This is a genomic window from Pseudomonas sp. S2_C11, assembly GCF_054668395.1.
On the sequence record NZ_CP162765.1, the window covers coordinates 798,038 to 820,759 of the forward strand.

14 protein-coding genes are annotated in these 22,722 nt (G+C 58.9%); 8 read left to right on the forward strand and 6 right to left on the reverse strand.

Annotated features, from left to right (window positions below; translation table 11 throughout):
* Positions 1–21: 21 nt before the first annotated feature.
* From AB4N48_RS03780 to AB4N48_RS03795, 4 genes are all read right to left on the reverse strand, one after another.
* Complete coding sequence (locus tag AB4N48_RS03780) at positions 22–2,748, reverse strand: RHS repeat domain-containing protein (RefSeq protein WP_460094836.1); 2,727 nt, start codon at positions 2,746–2,748, stop codon at positions 22–24.
* Positions 2,745–4,184: a hypothetical protein gene (locus AB4N48_RS03785; RefSeq protein WP_460143626.1), complete on the reverse strand. Its 1,440-nt coding sequence runs from the start codon at positions 4,182–4,184 to the stop codon at positions 2,745–2,747. Before AB4N48_RS03785 ends, AB4N48_RS03780 begins: the two co-directional genes overlap by 4 nt.
* A 107-nt stretch (positions 4,185–4,291) precedes the next feature.
* The gene (locus AB4N48_RS03790) at positions 4,292–7,225 is read right to left on the reverse strand and encodes a SpvB/TcaC N-terminal domain-containing protein (RefSeq protein ID WP_460143627.1); all 2,934 of its coding nucleotides are present in this window, start codon (positions 7,223–7,225) and stop codon (positions 4,292–4,294) included.
* Positions 7,226–7,424: 199 nt separating this feature from the next.
* Positions 7,425–8,948, reverse strand: a complete 1,524-nt coding sequence (locus AB4N48_RS03795) for a fumarate hydratase (RefSeq protein WP_016773454.1) — start codon at positions 8,946–8,948, stop codon at positions 7,425–7,427.
* 570 nt (positions 8,949–9,518) lie between these two features.
* Here AB4N48_RS03795 and AB4N48_RS03800 point away from each other — a divergent pair.
* The 3 genes from AB4N48_RS03800 to AB4N48_RS03810 are packed head-to-tail and all read left to right on the forward strand — an operon-like array spanning position 9,519 to position 12,325.
* Positions 9,519–10,625 carry a GGDEF domain-containing protein gene (locus tag AB4N48_RS03800; RefSeq protein WP_073471934.1) on the forward strand — a complete coding sequence of 369 codons (1,107 nt, stop codon included), beginning with the start codon at positions 9,519–9,521 and terminating at the stop codon, positions 10,623–10,625.
* The gene (locus AB4N48_RS03805) at positions 10,618–11,553 is read left to right on the forward strand and encodes an iron-sulfur-binding ferredoxin reductase (RefSeq protein WP_252884757.1); all 936 of its coding nucleotides are present in this window, start codon (positions 10,618–10,620) and stop codon (positions 11,551–11,553) included. Before AB4N48_RS03800 ends, AB4N48_RS03805 begins: the two co-directional genes overlap by 8 nt.
* 28 nt (positions 11,554–11,581) lie before the next feature.
* Positions 11,582–12,325 (forward strand): enoyl-CoA hydratase-related protein, encoded by a 744-nt coding sequence (locus tag AB4N48_RS03810; protein ID WP_460094841.1) that lies wholly within the window; start codon positions 11,582–11,584, stop codon positions 12,323–12,325.
* Positions 12,326–12,496: 171 nt separating this feature from the next.
* On the opposite strand, the gene pyk is transcribed toward AB4N48_RS03810, so the two are convergent.
* Positions 12,497–13,948, reverse strand: coding sequence for a pyruvate kinase (gene pyk, locus AB4N48_RS03815; protein ID WP_024014116.1), 1,452 nt, complete (start codon positions 13,946–13,948; stop codon positions 12,497–12,499).
* A gap of 172 nt (positions 13,949–14,120) precedes the next feature.
* On the opposite strand from pyk, the gene AB4N48_RS03820 reads away from it, so the two are divergent.
* Both AB4N48_RS03820 and AB4N48_RS03825 read left to right on the forward strand, forming a co-directional pair.
* Complete coding sequence (locus tag AB4N48_RS03820) at positions 14,121–14,507, forward strand: tetratricopeptide repeat protein (protein ID WP_095181453.1); 387 nt, start codon at positions 14,121–14,123, stop codon at positions 14,505–14,507.
* 230 nt (positions 14,508–14,737) lie between these two features.
* The gene (locus tag AB4N48_RS03825) at positions 14,738–15,097 is read left to right on the forward strand and encodes a PilZ domain-containing protein (RefSeq protein ID WP_041479819.1); all 360 of its coding nucleotides are present in this window, start codon (positions 14,738–14,740) and stop codon (positions 15,095–15,097) included.
* Between the two features lie 93 nt (positions 15,098–15,190).
* On the opposite strand, the gene AB4N48_RS03830 is transcribed toward AB4N48_RS03825, so the two are convergent.
* Complete coding sequence (locus AB4N48_RS03830) at positions 15,191–15,568, reverse strand: DUF6124 family protein (protein WP_217851343.1); 378 nt, start codon at positions 15,566–15,568, stop codon at positions 15,191–15,193.
* A 453-nt stretch (positions 15,569–16,021) separates the two neighbouring features.
* Between AB4N48_RS03830 and AB4N48_RS03835 the strand changes: the two genes are divergently transcribed.
* The 3 genes from AB4N48_RS03835 to AB4N48_RS03845 all read left to right on the forward strand — a co-directional run bounded on the left by AB4N48_RS03835 (position 16,022) and on the right by AB4N48_RS03845 (position 22,620).
* Positions 16,022–19,222: a hypothetical protein gene (locus tag AB4N48_RS03835; protein ID WP_256821761.1), complete on the forward strand. Its 3,201-nt coding sequence runs from the start codon at positions 16,022–16,024 to the stop codon at positions 19,220–19,222.
* Between the two features lie 192 nt (positions 19,223–19,414).
* Positions 19,415–20,680 carry a hypothetical protein gene (locus tag AB4N48_RS03840; protein ID WP_460143628.1) on the forward strand — a complete coding sequence of 422 codons (1,266 nt, stop codon included), beginning with the start codon at positions 19,415–19,417 and terminating at the stop codon, positions 20,678–20,680.
* A 32-nt stretch (positions 20,681–20,712) separates the two neighbouring features.
* A complete protein-coding gene (locus AB4N48_RS03845; protein WP_460143629.1) occupies positions 20,713–22,620 on the forward strand; it encodes a hypothetical protein in 1,908 nt (635 codons plus the stop codon).
* Positions 22,621–22,722 lie beyond the last annotated feature (102 nt).

The window sequence follows — 22,722 nt, forward strand, 5'->3', positions numbered from 1 at the left end:
CCTGAAGGTAGGCGAACTTGTTTACGCCGTCTTTTGACCGCTGTATTGGCGATACCTGCCAATCAACTCAATACCGCGCCTTGCTTCAGCCATGCGCACGGAAATTTCTTTCTTGATCCGATCCCGGCTCATTGAGCTGGAGTTCTGGGTTCCGACGCTACCTTTTGCAAGATCCAGCGCAAAACCGAATGAGCCCACCAGGCCTTGGTCATAAAACTCGTTGACTCCGATTTCACTGAAAGCCGCATTGATGTCGCTTTGGTCCTGTTCAAGCATGTCGATAATCAAACCCAACGCTGTCTCGAGGTCATCAATTTCGATATCCCTTAAACCGGCCAGCGCTGTGGCTGTGTCCTTCCCCGCGTAAGCAATGGCCATCATGTCACTCGCAGCGGGTACCTGCGCAAACTTGCTGAGCGTTTTCTCGGCTACTGTTCCGATCAGCTTATTTGCTCCCTCGGAAGTCCGAGGATCATAAGATCTGGCTATTTTTTTTGCGTATCTCAGAGGGGTTAAAATGCTCGTTGTGGCGTTGCTGTGAATGCTCTCGGGATTCAGTTTTTTGGCATCGGGCAGGACGGGAGTGGAAACAGTTGTAATTTCGCCGAGTTTGTCCATTGCCGCGCCGGAGATTTTTGAGGCGACAATCCCTCCGATAAATGTCCCGACTCCGGGCAATATCAGCGTCCCAAGTGCTTCGCCGCCTTTCCCTGCTGTCGTGGTGGCAACTCCCTTGCCAATGTTGAAGCCTGTGTTTATGGCCATGCGTTTGGAAATGTCCGTAGCGCTGAACAGTCCGTTCAATTGCCGATTGTACGTTTGCAGCTCATTGCCCAGGTTATCCAGGACTTTTGCGTAGGTCGCGATGTCCTGTCTGACGTCAGACGGTAAGTCTTTTTTGTTACCGTCGTTATCGATGAACAGAATCGGGTTGTTACCGACAAAACCATACAGGTTCAACCCATCCACATCCCCCGCCGGATCAGCACTGACCCAACGCTGCAACCACGGCGCGTAATAACGGGCGCCGTAGTAGTACAAACCGCTGACATCCATTTCCTTGCCGGAATAACGGATGAAGCGGTATTCGATTTCCGATTCCGGCGCCATCCATGCGGTTTCGCCGAACGGGTAATAGCCTTCTGCGCTGGTGACCACAGCGTCTTCATTGAGCTCCATTACGCAAGAGCCGAGGTGGTCTTCGAGGGTGTAGCGCATCTGGTCGTCCATCGGCGCTGGCCGTTGCGCCCAATGCAGGCAGCGCGCGTTACCGAGGCTGATGATGTGCAGCACTTCGCCGTTGTCCTTGCTGCGAATTTCCAGCCCTGGCAGGTAACGCACCTGGTGGAAGTGGCGGACCTTGTCGGTGAACCATTCATGACATTTGAGGACCCGCTGGCCCGCGCTGTACTGGTAATACTCGGCATCGTTATCGCTGTCCTGACGGATAACCAGATCCACGCGCTCCAGCTCGTCACGGCTGTTCCAGTGCAATGACGGACCGTGGCGCAGCTTGCGTTGATTGCCGTGCGGGTCGAACCAGATGTCGAAGTCCGGCGGCTCGTCACCTGTTTGCCAACGCACCCCGCGATTGCTTTTCTGGTCGATGCACATCGTGCGGGTACGACTGTTGCCGTCGCGCTGATGACGCAACTCGGCCAGATTGCCGCCATCGTCGTAGCTATACGTCTGGGTGTAATTGAGGCGGTTTCGCTCGTCGGGCGGTCGCGGCAGGCCGGGAATGTCCGGGGGCAGGGCGTCGTCATGACCGGTCGCACGGATCAGGCGATACAGGGAGTCGTAGTCGAATTCACGGTGGCCGTCGACCCGTTGATTGGCGAACCAGGTGGGCTCGAAGGCGTGGTCTTCGATGCGGATGATATTGCCGACGCGATCGTAGAAATATTGCAGATCCTGCAATGCGGGTTGGCCGGGCTTATGGCTGATCCGGGTGCGCAAGCGTCCGTCGGCTGGATCGTAGGTCCATTCGCTGAGCACACCGTTGCCGTCCTCTTGCTCGATGAGCTGGCCATTGGCGTTGTAGTGCGCATCCTCCAGGACTTGCGTGATGTTTGCCTTCACTTGCAAGTGCATTTGCCTGAGTTGCCCGGCAAGACCATAGCGCGAGGTTCTGCGATGGCCGCCGGCGTCGGTCTGTTCAAGCACGGCGCCAAGCGGACTGAACACCTGATGGCTGGTGAACGCTTGGTGATCATCAAATGTGCGCTTTTCCACCAGTGTCTGTCCGGTGAGGGCATAGCTGGTGATATCCAGCGAGCCTGACGGATCTGTCTGCCGGATCAACCGGCCGCGCAGGTTGGAGTCTGCTCCGGCGGAGCCGGGGGCGTAAGTGAAGGTATCGAGCTGATTTTCGCCGTTTCCCGACACTTCGAGCTGCACCACGCGCAATTGCCCGTCAAAGGTCGATTGCCAGACATGGCCGCGCGCGTCCCAGCGGTGTCCGGGCTCCCCGGCCCTGCCCGGCAGCAGCAGGCGCCAGCCGCTATCCCGGCTGTTGGTAAACACGGCGATATCGTTCAGCGAAAACACGGTAGTTGTGTTCGCGATCGGCAGGCGCGGATCCTGTTGCGCGACCAGGCGCCCGGCGACATCGTGGTGCTGGCGGGTCACGAGTGCGCTAGGCGTGTCGCCCGCCACGGTACGCAAATAAGCGACCTGACGGACTGGCAGGCCACGTCCGTCGCTGGCTGTCAGCGAAGGCGTGCGCCAATGTGTGGAGGCGCTCATGCGCCTGACCCTCGCGTAGACACCACCTCTTCAGCGGTGTCGTTGAAGTCTTCGCTGGTGTGATACCAGGGATGATACGTCTCGCGGGAAAAGTCGCCCTTGGCGTTGATCAGCTTGATCGGACGCCCCGTTGCGTCATAGAACAGCTGATCGAAGAGCCCGAGTTGGCGCAGCGATTGATCATTGACGTAGCGGTGCGTGTTGGCGAAAAACGGCCGGTATTGGCGCTGCGGCAGACCTTTGTTGTTGTATTCGACGCGTTCACTGATGCGCCAGCGTGTCTGCGTCGGTTGCTCACCTTCTTCGATCAGCAATTGACCATCCTCACCCACCACATAAGCCAGCCCGGGGTCGACCTTCTGCTGGGTTTGCAGTACCCGACCAAAGCCATCGACGCAGGTTTTGACAATCTGGATCTGTGCCTTGACGGTGTCGTAGGGATAGCGGTCGGCGCTGAGCACCACGGTGTGTACCGGCTCCCGGTACGCCAGTTCAATGGCCTCGAGCAATTGCTGGTCTTCAGGCGTCAGATTGAGGCTTTGCGCGAGCCGGCGACGTGCGCTGGCGCGGATCTGCCCGCCGGGCAACAGATCGCCCTGCTTGATTGACAGGGTTTGAAGCGTGGAGGCGGGTATCAGGCCCATCCAGCTGAACAGGTTTTTGTGCAGGGTGCTGGCTGCGTTTTTTACAGTGTCCTCCGGATACTGGATGGCCTGTTCCGGACTGGGGGCCGGCAAGGTCCAGTCATCGGTCAGCTTGTCGAATCCGGCAGGTTTGCCATTCTCGGTACCGTGAAAGCTGATGACCAGCGGCTGACCGGAAGGCTCATGGATGACTTCTTCAGTGTTGTCGTTGGCGTCGGTGATTCGCTTGGGTTTCAGGGCGTGGTAATCGAATTCCGCGACCTGCACGGCACAACCGTCGGGCAACTCCATGCGCATGACCGTCAGCCAGTGTTGATCGTATTCGGCTTTGGTCACGCCATGGCTTGGCGTTTCGTTGAAATCGAGCACTTTATAGAACGCTTGCAAGTCGCCGTACCGAGCCAGATTGAACCGCGATGACCAGAGGTTTGGTTCTTCGCTGGGCGGTGCTTCGAACAGCAGCGGCATGGGTGAGTAACCAATTGCCTCGAGGGCTTCGCGAATGTTCAGATCCGGCACAATGCTGTAAGCGTCCAGCGCGTTCTTGTCCAGCAAGGCAAGCTCCAGAGAATGCGACAGGGCTTCGAATCCGGCGACGCCGTCGTCCAGTTCAATACCCTCTACGTCCACATAACGCTGTATGGATTGGGAAGTCAGTACCCGTTCGATGGCCCATTCTTGCGAATCCTGCAGCTTTCTCAACGATTCGAAAGATATCTGTGCCGGGTTCAGCTCGCCGGGTAGCGTACCTTTGGCCAATTTCAGCGCGTCGCCCCGTTCCTGATAGGGCAAGCCAAGTCGCCATTGCTGCGCCTCTGGCAGATTGATCAGACGCGCACGGGTTTCACTGATGTAAAAGTATTGCTGCGCCTCGTCGTGAGCGTCGGACCACCATTGATTCAGGTGGTCCTCGGTGAAGGGGGCGGGCTCTGGGCGGTCAACCTGCGCGCATAGCTCACCGTCAGTGCATGGGTCGCGGCGCCATAAGCGTCCCAGCGCAGGCTGACATCGTGGCGGCACAGCGGGTCATTGATAAAGCCGTCGTACTGATAACTGATTGCTTCAGCCTGAAGGGGCAGCAGAACGGCTGCGGCATATGGCCCCTGGGGCCGCACCTCGCGCACCAGATAACGCTTTTCCTCTACCGAGTACAGCATGGCAGCGCCAGGTACCTGCGAATCTTCCTGGTAGGCAAGCGTCTCCGTTCGGGCGACCGAGCCGACCAGTGCCTGCGCAATCCGGTAGCGACTGTCGGCATCTTCCGGGGTGACAGGCTCATCGATTTCACCTTTGGGGTGATAACGACTGAACAGGGTTTCGCCCAACGGGCAGGCGTCCACGTCCGCGTTGAAATAATCCTCGCGGGAACGATTCATTTCCTGCCCGTTGTGAAACCAGGTGCATGTTTGCACCGGCTCGTTGAAGCCAGGCTCTGAAGGATCGGCTCCAATCTCGCAGTCAAGTTGCTGCAAATAGCCGAACCCGCGAAACTCCCGTTCCCTGCCGTCGTAGAACCCTTCGCGCCAGGTGAATGACTGGGTCAACCGGTTGTCGGTGATCTCGTCGTGTTGCTCCTGTTTCTTCACCACGGGCAGCGGAAACGGCAGATGACATACCGGTGCACGCGCAAGTGCCAGCAGCCGCTCCTTTTCATCCAGCCATTCCTGAGCCGAACTGCGATAAGTCACGCTGCTGGAGTAACCCATGTTGTTGTTGCTGTTGACCAGCAGATAGGGCTTGGCTGCAACAAAATCGTAGCGCCAATGCCGAGGCTGGATATGCGGCACCGTCAGAATCAGGCTGGCGCAACCGAGGCCTTGCAGGTCGGCGAAACTGACCTGGCACAAGCGGTCATAACGCACCTCTTCAGGCCACGGCACGCTGACGGGAATCTGCTCCAGGCCGTTGCCGCCCCGGTTCAGGTAAATGTCGAATCCTTCGGATCGCAGATAGATCAGCGCGGGCGCGCCGGAGCCATCGAGGTCGGCCAGGCGCACTCGTGCGGCGTCGAATTCGTCGTAGGTGAAGGGCAGGGCACTGATCTTGCGACCTTGACCGAATTTGCCATGACCAAGATTCGGCCAACAGCGGACTTCGTCATGGCGGATGCGACACAGCTCGGGCATGTCGCTGCCGAGCAGATTGCCCAGAAGCACCAGTTCGGTTCGCGAGTTACTGAACACCGGCAGACGGTCGTCTTCGTATGCATGGGGGATTTCCTGTGCGGCGGCGAAGCCTTTTTCGCGCAGGCTGGCATAGAGCCGCACACGGTCGGGGCTGATGCTGGCCGCTGACATCAGGCCGTCGCCGCTGAAATCCCCCATGGTCAAAGTCAGATCCTGGTGTTCCCGGGGAAACGTGTCGAACGCGCTGAACAGTTCGAATTGGCGCTGCGCATTCAGCGCATGGAAACCGCAGTAACCCAAGCGGGCGATGATCAGGTCCAGGCGCCCATCACCGGTCAGATCCAGCAGTTGCGCCACGGCGCGGTTACGATCTGCCACCGGGATCTTGTCCAGCAGAGCCCATGGGCCGTAACCGATCAGTTCGGTACCAGGCGCCGCGCGCAGCGGCTCGCGGTAGTACCAGGCGTTGTCATAGCGGCAGAGAAAACCCGGCACGCCCTCGCCATACAGATCGACACATTGGTAGAACCCGCCGTCTTCGATGCCCGGTTGAGTCTCGTTTTCCAACAGGCGTGCAGCTGTCTTGTTGATCTCGAAGGGCGAGTATTCGAACTCTAGCGGCGGTGAATGCTCGACATTGCCTTGCGCATCGAAGGCCTGATAGTGCGCCGCGCTGATCTGGCTGTAGGCCCACGGCGCAGAGTTCTGGATAGGTCGATATTCCAGCAGCAGGCGACGTACAAGCTTCGCCTCTGTCGCCAGCCCTTCGGGGAAGTGATGAAACATCAACACTTGCTGGCACAGCCTGCGGGTGCTCAGTTCAAAACCCTGGCCATAGGTGGAAAACGGATCCGGTCGCAGCCGCCAGCGGTTCACTTCTTCGTAGCTCGGGGTCTCCGTCAGCGAACTGCTGCGTTCGCCGTAATCGAACACCAGTTGAAAATGCCAAGGCAAATCCGTCGGCCGGTCGGTGTCCCAGCTATAGAGACGGTCGCTCGCCGTGGCATTGCCGTAACACACCCGTCGCAGATAGCGCTGGGCGCGGTAGTCGTGAATCGGATCTTGCTCGTCAGGCTGATCGTCGGGCTTGTACTCGTAGCAGATGTGTTCGCCATGGGCGTTCATGCTTTCACACAGCAGCCAGCTACTGATGCGCGATTCGTCGTCGGGGTCGGCACGGCGTGAGGCGCTGGTTTTGCCGTAGACATGCAACGTGCCGTCGGCACCGTGGACCAGCCAGAAGGGGGTTCCACCGTCAGCCGGATGCCAGCATTCGCGCAGGGAAAAATCGCTTTCGATCCGCGCCCGGTAAGACACGACGTTGTGTTCGGGAATGGGGCGGTCTCTGTAGCTGTGTTCCGTGCGCGACTTCAAGTCTCCGGCATCATCGAGCTCCGGCATCCACACCTCGCCGTCATGCCCGATGATTTCATCGTGCTCGGTATACCGTGGAACACCTTTGTTGGTGCGGCGGCTGATCTGGCTCAGGCCCAGGTGGCAACCAAGGCCAAACGGACCGTTACCGCTCTGGCTGTTGATTGACAGGGGTATTTGCGGGCCGTAGCCACGACCGCTCGATAGCGGGATCAGCAATTCGCATCCAGCCGAGGCGGTCGGCCCGACGGCGCTCCAGCTCTTGCCGATGGTGGCGATCGATGAGCTCTTGGCGATGGAGGGAGCTGTGATGCTGAGGTCTTGATCGGCCATGGTCGAGTCCATTCGCGCTACATAGGGCGTATGGACAGACGCTAACAGGAGTGGGCCGGAGATGGACCTGTCAGATCTGACAGGTGCGCAAGATCGTTTTCTGTGCTTGGGCGATTCTTTTATCGCAATTGGTTTGAACAAGCAAAAACGGCCGGGGCATCTTTGCGGATGCACCGGCCGTTTTCATGACGCCAGAGGCTTACTGCACTTCTACCGCCAGGCTTTCGCTGATCTTCTGTTGCCAGATCGCCGGGCCAGTGATGTGTACCGACTCACCTTTGCTGTCCACCGCTACGGTGACCGGCATGTCCTTGACCTCGAACTCGTAGATCGCTTCCATGCCCAGCTCGGCAAATGCCAGCACCTTGGACTTCTTGATCGCTTGCGCAACCAGGTACGCAGCGCCGCCGACTGCCATCAGGTACACAGCCTTGTTGTCCTTGATCGCGTCGATCGCGGTCGGGCCGCGCTCGGACTTGCCGATCATGCCCAGCAGGCCGGTCTGCTCGAGGATCTGGCGGGTGAACTTGTCCATCCGCGTTGCGGTGGTAGGACCCGCCGGGCCAACCACTTCGTCACCGACCGGATCAACCGGGCCGACGTAATAGATGAAACGACCTTTCAGATCCACCGGCAGGGTTTCACCCTTGTTCAGCATCTCGACCATGCGCTTGTGCGCGGCGTCGCGACCGGTGAGCATCTTGCCGTTGAGCAGCACGGTTTCGCCCGGCTTCCAGCTCTGCACGTCTTCCGGGGTCAGGGTGTCGAGGTTGACACGACGCGCCGACGGGCCGGCTTCCCAGACGATTTCCGGGTAGGCGTCCAGCGGTGGCGCTTCCAGCGAAGCCGGGCCGGAACCGTCGAGCACGAAGTGTGCGTGACGAGTGGCGGCGCAGTTCGGGATCATGCACACCGGCAGCGAGGCGGCGTGGGTCGGGTAGTCCATGATTTTCACGTCGAGCACGGTGGTCAGGCCACCGAGGCCCTGGGCGCCGATGCCCAACTGGTTGACCTTCTCGAACAGCTCCAGACGCATTTCTTCGATGCGGTTCTGCGGGCCACGGGCCTTCAGTTCGTGGATGTCGATAGATTCCATCAACACTTCTTTGGCCATGACGGCGGCTTTCTCGGCGGTGCCGCCGATGCCGATGCCGAGCATGCCCGGTGGGCACCAGCCGGCACCCATGGTCGGAACGGTCTTGAGTACCCAGTCAACGATCGAGTCGGACGGGTTGAGCATGGCCATTTTCGACTTGTTCTCGGAACCGCCGCCCTTGGCCGCCACGTCCACTTCCACGGTGTTGCCCGGGACGATGGAGTAGTGAATCACGGCCGGAGTGTTGTCCTTGGTGTTTTTCCGAGCACCCGCCGGGTCGGCCAGGATCGAAGCACGCAGGACGTTTTCCGGCAGGTTGTAGGCGCGACGCACGCCTTCGTTGATCATGTCGTCCAGGCCCATGGTGGCGCCATCCCAGCGCACGTCCATGCCGACACGGACGAACACGGTGACGATACCGGTGTCCTGGCAGATCGGGCGATGGCCGGTGGCGCACATGCGCGAGTTGATCAGGATCTGCGCCATCGAATCACGGGCCGCTGGCGACTCTTCGCGCAGGTAGGCTTCGTGCATCGCCTGGATGAAATCCACGGGGTGGTAATAGGAAATGAACTGCAGGGCGTCGGCAACGCTCTGAATCAGGTCATCTTGCTTGATCACGGTCATGAGTCGCGCTCCTCTGAAACACGGGAACATTCTATGGGGCAGCTTGAGGCTTTCGGCTCACAGCTGATCCTCTGGCACGCCGGGGCTGCTGGCGCGACGCTAAAAAGGCGCGGCAGTATACCGCGCCTCGGTGGGGCGTACACGCGCCGGCAGTCATTCGTTGGTCGCATGGGTGGGCGAATATCGGACAGCGGGTTTGCACTTCAGGATCGCCCCCCTCACCCCAGCCCTCTCCCCCAGATGGGGCGAGGGGGAAAGGGAGCCTATCTTCATCTTGTTCAAAAACTAAGTCCGGCTCAGGAAAATGAAGCTGTTTTGTGCCGTTTCCAGACTCGAGTTCGGCGCGATGTTTGAAGTCGGTGTAACTCGGATAAACAACCCGGTCAGTCCCCTCTCCCTCTGGGAGAGGGCTAGGGTGAGGGGCTTTTGGCGGTGTCAGTAGGCCACACTTTTGACGTCAATTTTCGAGCCCGAAAATCGGTGGTCATTTAGCGACCGGCCCTCTAAAGTGGCATCCGGTCTGTAGAGTAGGACACTCGGTCAGCCTCCTATCGCACGGTGAGTCAACGATTGACCCATAACGCCATTCAACGCCTTTTGCTCAAACGCTTCGCCCTCGCTGCGGCCACCTACGGATTGGCTCTGCTGCTGCTGTGGCTGGCGTTTTTCACCGGGCATTACCAGCAATCGCTCAGTGGCGTGGCCATCGGCAGCGCGCTGGTAGTGATCAGTCAGGCGAGCCTTTTCGCCATGTTCTGGAGCGGGCGCAACCAGCGCTTCGCCGACCCGAGCCTGACCGAAGCGCAAGTGCTGATGGGCCTGGGCTGGCAAACGTGGCTGATCGCCCATGTCGACGAAGCGCGCGGCGCGTTTCTGGTGTTTTACGTGCTGATCCTGCTGTTCGGCCTGTTCCATCTCACCCGGCGGGTGTTCATCCGCTGTGCGCTGTTGGTGTTCTTCAGTTTTTCCGCGATTACCCTGTGGGACGCCTACCACTTCCGCTTGGCCGAGCCTGCGCTCGCAGCATTGCAGGTGTGCATTCTGGCGATGGTCTTGGCGTGGCTGGTGCTTTACGCACGTTTTGTCCAGGTTTCCCGACAACGTCAGCGCCAGCGTCGGTTTGCCTTGCAGGCGCATCAGGACACCCTGCGCGGGATGATGCGCCAGCTTGAAGATCTGGTCGCCACCGACGAACTGACCGGGCTGTTCAATCGCCGGCATTTCCTGCGCATCGCCTCGCGCGAGCTGAACGCGCTGGACAGCGACGTGATGCACGGGCTGGCGCTGATCGATCTGGACCACTTCAAGCGCATCAACGACCTGCACGGCCACGCCGCCGGCGATCAGGTATTGCAGGCGTTTGCCGGGGTGGCGCAAGCCTGTCTGCGCGACGGTGACGTGCTGGCGCGTTATGGTGGCGAGGAATTCGTCGTGCTGGTGCCCGACTGCGATGCCGAACGCCTGACCGCGTGTTGCGAGCGTTTGCGCATCGCCTTCAGTGAGGTGGAATTAATGGGCCTGCAAGTGCGCAACCTGAGCCTATCGGCGGGCATGACCCTGCTGTCCGTTGGCGATGATCTGGATGAGGCGTTGCAGCGTGCCGATCAGGCGCTGTATCGGGCCAAGCGTGACGGGCGCAATCGTTGTGCCGCCGCGTGGGAGAACGTCGATGCCTGAATTGCGTGTCGGTGATCGGCAGTGGACGGTTGAAGCGGGCAGCAACCTGCTCGACAGTCTCAATCAGAACGGCGTTGCCGTGCCCTACAGCTGCCGCGCCGGCAGTTGCCATGCCTGTCTGGTGAAATGCATCCGAGGTGTGCCCACCGACAATCGTCCGGATGCCTTGAGTGCCGAGCAACGTCAGGACGGTTGGCGCCTGGCTTGTCAGTGTCAGGTGGTCGAAGACTTGCAGGTACACACCTTCGACCCGATCAGCGACGGCCGCCCGGCCGTGGTCGAAGCGCTGGACTGGCTCAGCGACAGCGTCCTGCGCCTGCGCCTGACCCCGCAGCGGCCATTGCGCTACAGCGCCGGCCAGCATCTGGTGTTGTGGATCGGCCACATCGCCCGACCGTACTCGCTGGCGAGCCTGCCGCAAGAAGACCGCTTCCTCGAGTTTCACCTCGATTGCCGCCAGCCCGGCGAATTCATCGATGCCGCACGCCAGCTGCAGATCGGCGACTCGATCCGCCTTGGCGAACTGCGCGGCGGTGCCTTGCATTACGATCCGGACTGGCACGCCCGGCCGCTGTGGCTGCTGGCTGCCGGCACTGGTTTGGGGCCGTTGTTCGGGGTGCTGCGTGAGGCCTTGCGTGAGGATCACCAAGGCGCCATCCGCGTCATTCACCTGGCCCATGACGAACGCGAACACTATCTGGCCAAACCCCTTGCCGCACTGGCCGCGCAGCGCGAGAACCTCAGTGTCGAGCTGTGGGCAGCGGCCGACTCGGCCGCCGCTTTGGCACAACTGCGCCTTGTTTCCCGGCAGACCCTGGCCTTAGTCTGCGGCTCGACGACCAGTGTCGACGCATTCGCCAAGCGTCTGTATCTGGCCGGATTGCCGCGCAACCAACTGCTGGCCGATGTGTTTGTGAGCCGTGGTTGAGCGCTGATTTTCAGACGCGAGACTCGCCATGACCGAAGCCATCCTGCTGGAACGCGAGCGCGGTTTGCTGACCCTGCGCCTCAACCGCCCGGACAAGAAAAACGCCCTGACCCGCGCCATGTACAGCCGCCTCGCCGAAGCACTTAAACAGGCCGACAGCGACCCCGGAATCAACGCCGTGCTGATCAGCGGCAGCGCCAAATGTTTTACCGCCGGCAACGACATCGCCGACTTCCTCGAACAACCGCCGAGCGACCTGGACAGCCCGGTGTTTCACTTCATGCTCAATCTGCTCGAATGCCGCAAACCGGTGATCGCCGCCGTGGCCGGTGCCGCGGTGGGTATCGGCACGACCCTGCTGCTGCATTGCGATCTGGTCTATGTCAGCCGCGACGCCCGGCTGCGCATGCCGTTCGTCAACCTCGGGTTGTGCCCCGAATTCGGTTCAAGCCTGATCCTGCCGCGTTTGCTTGGGCAAGCGAAAGCGGCTGAGTTGTTATTGCTCGGTGAAGGCTTTAGCGGCGAGCAGGCTGCGCAATGGGGGATTGCCACACAAGCGCTGGACAGTGGCGCGGCTGCGTTGAGCAAGGCCCGGGAAATGGCGCTGCGGTTTGATGAGCTGCCGGCCGAAGCGGTGCACATCAGCAAGCAACTGATGCGAGCGCCCGATCGCGAGCTGCTGCGCAAAGTGATCGAGGAGGAGGGCGCATTGTTTACCCAGCGGCTGCGTTCGCCAGAGGCGGTGGCGGCGTTGAGCGGGTTCTTTCGCTGAGTGTCAAGACGCCTTCGCGAGCAGGCTCGCTCCCACAGGAGATTGCATTTCAAGTGTGGGAGCGAGCTTGCTCGCAAAAGGGCCTTACCAGACAAAATATCTGTTGAATCATAAGCAAAAAAGCCCCGCCATTCACATGGCGGGGCTTTTTGCGTTTCAGCTGCCGGTCACTCAGACCTGCGGATCACCGACATGCAGGATCTTCATGCCATTGGTGCCGCCAGTGGTGTGGTAGCTGTCGCCCTTGGTCAGGATGACCCAGTCGCCTTTTTCCACGACGCCGCGCTTGGTCAGCTCGTCGATGGCTTTCTGGCTGACTTCGTGCGGTTCCAGCGAGGCCGGGTCGAACGGGATGGTGTAGACGCCACGGAACATTGCTGCGCGGGCCTGGGCTTCGCGGTGCGGGGTGAACGCGTAGATCGGCACCGAGGAGCGGATCCGCGACATGATCAGCGGGGTGAAGCCGCTTTCAGTCAACGCGATGATCGCTTTGACGCCCGGGAAGTGGTTGGCGGTGTACATGGTCGCCAGCGCGATGCTCTCGTCGCAGCGGCTGAATTCCTTGCCGATGCGGTGGCTGGAGGTCTTGCCGGTCGGGTGTTTCTCGGCGCCGACGCAGATGCGCGCCATCGCCTGCACGGCTTCCAGCGGGTAGAGACCAGCGGCGGATTCGGCCGAGAGCATCACGGCGTCGGTGTAATCGAGCACGGCGTTGGCCACGTCGGACACTTCGGCGCGGGTCGGCATCGGGTTCTGGATCATCGACTCCATCATCTGCGTCGCGACGATCACGGCCTTGTTGTGGCGACGTGCGTGCAGAATGATTTTCTTCTGAATGCCCACCAGTTCGGCATCGCCGATTTCCACACCGAGGTCGCCACGGGCAACCATCACCGCGTCGGAGGCCTTGATCAGGCCGTCGAGGGTTTCGTCGTCGGCCACGGCTTCGGCGCGTTCGATCTTCGCCACCAGCCAGGCAGTGCCGCCGGCCTCGTCACGCAGTTGACGGGCGTATTCCATGTCGGCGGCGTCGCGCGGGAAGGATACGGCGAGGTAGTCGACTTCCATTTCGGCGGCGAGCTTGATGTCGGCCTTGTCTTTTTCAGTCAGGGCCGGCGCGGTCAGACCGCCACCGCGACGGTTGATACCTTTGTGGTCGGACAGCGGGCCGCCGATGGTCACTACGCAATGCAGTTCAGTGGCGGTGGCGGTTTCAACGCGCATCACCACACGGCCGTCGTCGAGCAGCAGCTCGTCGCCCACGCCACAGTCCTTGACCAGATCCGGGTAGTCGATGCCGACCACTTGCTGGTTGCCCTCGGTCAACGGATGGCTGGTGGAGAAGGTGAACTTGTCACCGATCTTCAGCTCGATCTTCTTGTTGGCGAATTTGGCGATACGGATTTTCGGGCCTTGCAGGTCACCGAGCAGGGCGACAAAGCGGCCGTGCTTGGCAGCGAGGTCACGCACCAGCTTCGCGCGAGCCTTGTGCTCGTCGGGGGTGCCGTGGGAGAAGTTCAGACGGGCGACGTCCAGACCAGCCAGAATCAGCTGTTCGAGAACTTCCGGCGAGTTACTGGCCGGGCCAAGGGTAGCGACGATTTTGGTACGACGGACGGACATGCAAAGACTCCTGAGTTCAAGCGCAGGCAGAGGCTACTATGCTCGAAGGGTGTAGTCATTGTTCGAATGCACTACTTATCGTTTTCTTTATTGAACGCGGCAACTTTGCGACCAGCGCGTCTGAAGTTTTCCGACCTGGGGTCGATACAGAGCACAAGACAGGAGAACCCCCATGCGATTGTTGCCCATTGCCGCCCTTGCCCTCAGCGCCCTCGCCGCGACGGGCTGCACCCGTTGGTCGATGAACCACCATTTGAACAACGCCTACAGCGCCTATGAACGCGGCAACTGCGAGCAGGTCATGCTCGAACTGTCCAAGGTCGAACGCGCCAGCCGCGCCCGCCCGTACGTGTGGCCGGAAGTGTCGATGATGCGCGGTCAGTGCCTGGAACGACAGAAGCTCTACATCGACGCGGTGCAGACCTACCAGTTCATCATCGCTTCGTACCCCAACAGCGAATACGCCTACCGCGCCCGCGCGCGTCTGGAAACGTTGCAGAGCCTGGGCCATTACCCGACACGCAGCGCCGCTGCGGTGGTACGGCCGACGCGCTTCTGACGCGGTTTTCGTACAAAATCTGGCCGTCTGTACAAGCTCCGCTATAGTCAAGGAAACCGTTTCGAGCCGTGTCTCGATAACGGCGCAACACCTGCGACTGGCAGTTACAAGGTGACGGCGATTGTCGCGACCGTCACACCGGAAGCGGGGAGAGCGGGCCTGTCGCACAGGTTCGTTCCGAAGCACAGGTGCGGCTCCGTGACGGAGCCCTGCATGGCGAACAGCACATCATGTTTACCGACCGCCGGATCGAACGGCATCAATTGCCGTATTACCTCAGAGTGTTCAACAGCGTCACCGACAAACCCGTCGGCTTTCTCGGCAATGTGTCTACGGACGGGCTGATGCTGATCAGCCAGTTGCCGATGATGATCGGGGTGGATTTTCAGTTACGCCTCAAGGTCCCCGCCCGCGATGGCAGCCAGCAAGTCATCGATTTCAGCGCCTGTTGCGTGTGGTGCCATGAAGACGCCACGCCGCTGCATTACGACGCCGGGTTCATCCTGCGCCGCGCTCCGCCGGAGTTTGGCCAACTGGTGCTGGCGCTGAAGCAGTATTTCAGTTTTCAGCCGCTGCCCGCTTCTGCCTGAACAGCAAAAGATCGCAGCCTTCGGCAGCTCCTACAGGGGGAGCGCATTCCAAATGTAGGAGCTGCCGAAGGCTGCGATCTTTTGATTTTTACGTCACGCCACCGCGATCGCCCGCTCCTGATCCAGCGCCTTTTCCGCCAGCAATAGGCCCATCTCGCTCAACTGATAGATCGCCATCGCCAGATGTCGCGGCTTGTCCTCGAGGCTGTCCGCCAGGTCGAGCAGCAGAATGCTGACCGAAGAAAAGGTTTCGTAGGTTTGAATGGCCATCGCTTCGGGGTTGATGTCGGGCGCGACCATGAACATCTGCATGCCGCGATCGACGGAATTGCACGACGGCGCAGCGGCGGCTTTTTTCAGGTAGTGATCGAGGGCTTTTTCAGCGGCCTCGTGGAGTCTGGTGGAATCGGGGGAAGCGTAGGGGGAGGTCGAGTCTTCGGTTTCGGGGGGATTGGGTGTTGGTTTGATCATTGTCTGCACACTCATAGTTGGGGCATCCACCTCTTCGCGACTAAACGAAAGGGTGGCGGCTGTAAGCAGGTTAGTCGACCGGGAGTGCACAAACCGGCGCGCCCTGAGGCGCCCTGCGAACAGCCACCATCGAGTGCGGGGATAGGGATTACCCGACTTGATGACGCTTATGCGCAATGCACGACCCGGGCGACTAAACCCGACCACTGATTGGCAGCGGCACGGATCAAGTTACGGGGCAGCTTCAAAGCGCACAAGCCGGCGGATTCTGAGTGATGTGTAGGCAACGGCGCAAGCCGATGTAGCCGCGTGTTAATGACTGAAGGACGTCTGCATGTTGCAGCGTGGGAATAGTTACCGCTGATCGGGACTGTCAGGTTTTACAGGTGTCATTTCGTGCTTACGGTTCTTCAATGAGGCACCCAGGTACCGACGGTATAAGGAAGCTCGATCATGTCCGACCATGAGAACCCAGGCTCCAATCCTCCAGAAGATGGCCCGTTTCCTGAGGACCATCGCCCTTCCCAAAAATCCGATGATCCGATTTCCGAAGAGCCGGGAATCCTGGTCGCGGATTTGGAGTATGAGGCCGGCTCCGAGTCACTGTTAGTAGATACCACGATGGACTTCAAGTTTCGTATACCGGTAAACGATGGCCGTTATCACAACGTTCATCTGGATTTTCACGGAGCCGATAATTACTACCGACGTATCACTGAAAGTGCATGGTTGGGGGGCGTCTGGCACAGTATTCGAGTCGAAGACCTTCCCGAGAGTGACCTGCAAGTCAGAGTTGATGGAAGATGGGATTACATTGATCAATGGTCAAGGTGGACACCGCGGACTTTGCTGGTCAGAAAGGCTGCTCGCATTGCCAGCAATCGTACTGTGACTACAACGGTTCCAGGCCTCGCCGGTAAAGGCAGCAAAATCACGCTTGTGCGTCCCAATTCAGGCACTGTACTGAGCACAACGGCCATTACCAATGGCTACGGAAATTGGACTGTCACGCTCCTTGATAATGTCCCCCAGGGTTTACAGGATTTCATTATCCGTGAGGAGTATGGAAATACGCAGGGGCGCTACGCGGGGAAAGCGTCACTGACCGTACTCAAGCCTGTAACGCTCAGTCCGTTGCCGCAGGTTATAAGTACACAAACGCCGCAATTTGCGGGTACAGGCGGTCTGCACCAAGAGTTGACAAGAGTGGATGTTTACATCAAAGACACATCGATCAAAGTATTGGCCTACGCAAAGATCGAAATTGATGGGTCATGGGGTGGTACCAGCACTTATAAGTTTGCGTTCGGCAAAAATTATTCTCTAGTCGCCAGTCAAAGATACGATGGCGCAACATCTGTGCCGTCAATCCAACGAAATTTTTATGTTATTGACCCCCCTCGAATAACGTCTCCTGGATTGACGCAGACGGTGGACATGACATCGACGTTCACAGGCACTGTCGTCGCCGGGATCTCCAGTGCTGTTGCTGTGCGTTCGGAAAACACCCAAGCTCAAATCAGCACCCCAACCGATGCCGCCACAGGCGCATGGTCTGCATCTTTCACGCTGACACCTGGTCCGCATTCAATTGTCGGCACGCATACCTATTTGGGAACGACATCACTGACCAGCCAACCCTTCGGCATACGGGTACGCACGGGCAAGCCGACGGTCACATACACGCAAGCCAATGAAACGATCACATTTTCCGGCACCGGACATTTCGACGAGAAGCTCAGAACCGAAATCGAGTTCACTATCCTCGAAAGTCCAGCCGACCCAATGCCGGTCGCGCCTCCAAATGCACAAGTACAGCGCAACGGCACTTGGAGCACCACCGTAACGGGCTGGAAATTTGGCACCTATAAAATCAACGCCGTCCAGAAGATCAGAGACAACGCCAGCGGCTGGATCGACTCGCTGCCGCTGACCTTCGAAGTAAAGAATGTCCTCCCCGATGTCAGTGATGTGCAATTCACCAACGACTACCAACCGACCTTCAGCGGCAAAGGTTTCAACAGAGCCTTGGTACAGCCACGCAGGCCCAATAGCCCATATCTTGAAGCGCCTGAAGTGGAGGTCGTCGGCGGGCGGTGGTCCACCCAGGCCTCGAGCGTTTGGGGACCCTCTTTCGAACGTGAAGTACACATAAAGCAATTTCTCGACGGGCACCAGTCGCCAAACTGGTTTGTCCTCAAAGTCACCATCCCGCCGCAGGCCCCTGGCTTGAACGAGCCTGAAGATGACGGACTTTCGCCCAGGTTCAGCGGCACGTGCTGGCCGGGTGCAACCGTGAACATTGAGTACAGCGACGAAACCGGCATTGTGCACAAGGGCATCGTCAGTGCTGACACGTGGCAGTTCAGGCGCGACAAAGAGTTTGCCCTGGATATCACACATACCGTCACAGTGACCCAAGTCGCCGCTCAGCAAACTTCGCAGCCGACGTCCACGACCTTCATTGTCAGGAGAGCGATGGTTACGCCAGTGATTACCCAGCCGGCGGACGGCTCGGAAGTCGGTCGTGCTGTAACGGTCGAGGGCACGATGGGTATGGTCGGCGCCACTTTGCAACTGCGCGACAAGCAGTTTGATCGTCCCTTGGGCGATCCGAAAATATTGAGCCAGGATGGCAACTGGTCGATTGACCTGAGCCTCGAGCAATTCAGGCTCTACACCTTTGACGCCCAGCAGACACTGGACGGTCGACCGTCGCTACACAGTGACGAGCATGAATTGACGGTGGTGCTGCTGCCGCCAGAATTTCTCCAGCCGATACAACACGGTAAGTTGCCACGAACCGCGTTGCTCAAGGGTACGGGCATGAGGGGCGGGGTTGTCGACGTCTGTCTGCAAGGGCTTGCCGAACCTCTGCTCAGTGATGTCATTGTGGATTGGGCGGGCAATTGGCAAGCCGAAGTGACGTTGCCGGTGGGCAGCAAAACGATCTGGGCCCGGCAGAGGTTCATGGATGAAAGCGGCAAACTGCAGGAGTCGAAAGACAGCGAGCCGCTGCACTTTGACATTGTGCCAGCGGCACCCTTCATTGAAACCCCGATCGAGGGCGATGCCATCGGGCAGCAGGTGGTGGTGTGCGGTTTTGGCGTGCCGGGCGATACGGTTACGGTGACCCTGGTCGGTGCCGCGCGTTCCGAGCCGGCAAGCGCCGTCGTGCAGGAAAATCGCACCTGGTCAGTGATGCTCGATGCGAGTCTGCTCGGCGGGGGGCTTTACCGGCTCGAGGCAGTCGCATCTCTGGACGAGTTCGAATCATTTGAAACCCTGCGCTCGGTCTTTCTGGGTACTTTCCGACCTGTGCTCGACGGGCCTGCAGCCGGACGCTGGGTCAGTCATCCAGTGCAGTTCAGCGGCAAGGGCCGTCCGGGCGTGGGCGCCATCGTGAGTTGGTACAACCCGGATGTTCAGTGGCTGGCTCAGGTACCCGTGGTCGATGAGCACTGGCGCGGGGCGGCGACAAGGGCACTGCCTCTGGCGGGCAACTGGTACCGATTCCGGCAGACGCTGACTGACGCGGCGGATGACGCAACGATGTCTGATTGGGCCGACAGTGCGCGTTTTGAAGTCGAAGCTGCGCGACTTATCAGCCATGCCGGGCGGCGTTATTCAGGTGTACAAGCTGGTGGACTCTGAGTGATGTGTGGCAACGACGCAAGCTGATGCAGTCGCGTTTAATGGCTGAAGGACGCAAGGATACTAAGGCGTGGAATAGTTACCGCTGGTCGGGACTGTCAGGTTTTACAGGTGTAGCGATGTGAGGCACCGGTATTCAATGAACTTACCTGTTGCATCAATCAGCCACCTTGCCCTTTCTGAGATCCGGCCATGGAACAAGATGATGGTATTAAAGATCCTTCCGACAGCTTGCTCCCGAAACAAGAGGTAGTCTGCGCTGAGGAGATCGGAACGGATGTGACATTTGTAACCCATGAGCTTCACGCGGAAGAAGACGGTAGGTGGGCGCAGCTTCGAGTGAGCTATGCCTACTCCTACGATGGTTCGACATTTACTTGCATCGTGTCAGCGTACAGAGCAAAAGAGAATCGACGTTATGAAGGGAATGTAAAATTCTATCTTTCTTTGGTTAGCGGTGAAGGTGATGTAAGAGAACTGACGGGCAGTGCTCGCCAGACCGGTGAGTGGATTGATCTTGATGAACCCTATCGAGAAACGATTATCGCCAATCAAAGAAACGTAACAGTGGGGTTTGATTATATTTATGATGTGGGTAACGCAAGTGATCCGGTTCTGAAAACCTACAAGGTTGCCAATTATCGGATGCCCATTCCAACCATCAGTGCAATCCGAAACTTCACATCTTCAACTTTCTCTGTCAAGGGCACGGGAGCAATATACCGTTATATTGTTGTCTTGGATGATGGGCGCGGTACGATTGGGGCAGAAGAGGCTTTCTACGATCCTTGGTCTGTGCCCGTCACCGTGGCAGACAACAAGAATTCTCTAAGTTTTCAAGCATATCAAATGTATGCCGGTAAGGTTTCCGAGCGGACGGCTTATGTAACAGTCTACCGCGCTCGAATTACTTTCCCGGCAGCTAATGCTTTGGTGTTGGCAAAGGATCTGGTTTGTTTCAGAGGTATGGCTGCGCCGGGTACTGTTATCAGAGTGGTTGGGCATTTGGATCATTATGAAAACTGGAGTGAGGTTATTACTGTCGGAAAGTCCGATACGACTTGGGAGGCTCCGGCAATAAAGGTCTCTGGCAGCGGGACGTTCTCGGTTGTCGCCCAACTTAAATCACCCAATATCAATCATTTTTATACCGATGCCATAACTTTCAGAGTCATGGGGCTGCCGTTAATATCCAAGCCACCTGCGGGAACAGTTTATGAACAAGACTTCCTTCTGACAGGAAGCAACGGCTTGGCTGGGGCGCGATTGAGAGCATTTTTTGATCTGACGAATGATCCTGTTCGTGATTGGGAAGTCGTTAGCAATGCAGACGGGGCGTGGGAGGGGATGATCAACGTGCCGCCAGGGCCGATCAGCCTGGTCGTCGAACAGGATCTGGATGACGTGTCATCCGGACGCAGTGCACCACAAGCCTTCAGGATTCGCCCCCCACTCTGAAACAGCCCAACGTCACCATCTCCGGCACCACGGTGACCTTTGCCGGTAACGGTTATTACGATCGCGATCTCAAATCTGAAATCCAGTTCACCGTCAGCGGGGGCGCGGTGCAAGTTCCCGCGCCTGCAAATGCTGAAGTGATGCCGGGAGGCATCTGGGAAACCGCAGCGCAGTGGCCTTTGGGTACCTACAACGTCTCTGTCATTCAAAAAATTGCCGACAACGCCAGCGGCTGGATCGACTCGCTGCCGCTGACCTTCGAAGTAAAAAATATTCTCCCCGATGTCAGTGATGTGCAATTCACCAACGACTACCAACCGACCTTCAGCGGCAAAGGTTTCAGCAGAGCCTTGGTTCAGCCACGCAGGCCCAATAGCCCATATCTTGAAGCGCCTGAAGTGGAGGTCGTCGGCGGGCGGTGGTCTACCAAGGCTTCAACGGTCTGGGGACCCTCGTTTGAGCGTCAGGTCCACATCAAGCAATATCTCGACGGGCACCAGTCGCCAAACTGGTTTGTCCTCAAAGTCACCATCCCGCCGCAGGCCCCTGGCTTGAACGAGCCTGAAGATGACGGACTTTCGCCCAGGTTCAGCGGCACGTGCTGGCCGGGTGCAACCGTGAACATTGAGTACAGCGACGAAACCGGCATTGTGCACAAGGGCATCGTCAGTGCTGGCACATGGCAGTTCAGGCGCGACAAAGAATTTGCCCTGGATATCACACATACCGTCACGGTAACCCAAGTCGCCGCGCAGCAAACTTCGCAGCCGACGTCCACGACCTTCATAGTCAGGAGAGCGATGGTCACGCCAGTGATTACCCAGCCGCCGGACGGCTCGGAAGTCGGTCGTGCTGTAACGGTCGAGGGCACGATGGGTATGGTCGGCGCCACTTTGCAACTGCGCGACAAGCAGTTTGATCGTCCTTTGGGCGATCCGAAAATATTGAGCCAGGATGGCGACTGGTCGATTGACCTGAGTCTCGAGCAATTCAGGCTCTACACCTTTGACGCCCAGCAGACACTGGACGGTCGACCGTCGCTACACAGTGACGAGCATGAATTGACGGTGGTGCTGCTGCCGCCAGAATTTCTCCAGCCGATACAACACGGCAAGTTGCCACGAACCGCGTTGCTCAAGGGTACGGGCATGAGGGGCGGGGTTGTCGACGTCTGTCTGCAAGGGCTTGCCGAACCTCTGCTCAGTGATGTCATTGTGGATTGGGCAGGCAATTGGCAAGCCGAAGTGACGTTGCCGGTGGGCAGCAAAACGATCTGGGCCCGGCAAAGTTTCATGGATGAAAGCGGCAAACTACAAGAGTCGAAAGACAGCGAGCCGCTGCACTTTGACATTGTGCCAGCGGCACCCTTCATTGAAACCCCGATCGAGGGCGATGCCATCGGGCAGCAGGTGGTGGTGTGCGGTTTTGGCGTGCCGGGCGATACGGTCACGGTGACCCTGGTCGGTGCCGCGCGTTCCGAGCCGGCAAGCGCCGTCGTGCAGGAAAATCGCACCTGGTCAGTGATGCTCGATAGTCTGCTCGGCGGGGGGCTTTACCGGCTGGAGGCAGTCGCATCTCTGGACGGGTTCGAATCATTTGAAACCCTGCGCTCGGTCTTTCTGGGTACTTTCCGACCTGTGCTCGACGGGCCTGCAGCCGGACGCTGGGTCAGTCATCCAGTGCAGTTCAGCGGCAAGGGCCGTCCGGGCGTGGGCGCCATCGTGAGTTGGTACAACCCGGATGTTCAGTGGCTGGCTCAGGTACCCGTGGTCGATGAGCACTGGCGCGGGGCGGCGACAAGGGCACTGCCTCTGGCGGGCAACTGGTACCGATTCCGGCAGACGCTGACTGACGCGGCGGATGACGCAACGATGTCCGATTGGGCTGACAGCGCGCGTTTTGAAGTCGAAGCTGCGCGCTTGCCCCACGCCGACTCCTGAAATCCAGCTTCCGACGAACGGCTATAAAAACTGTCAGAACTGACAGTGGACTTGACGGCGTTCGAAGCGCTCAATCGTACTCACTGAATGTGCAGCCTGACG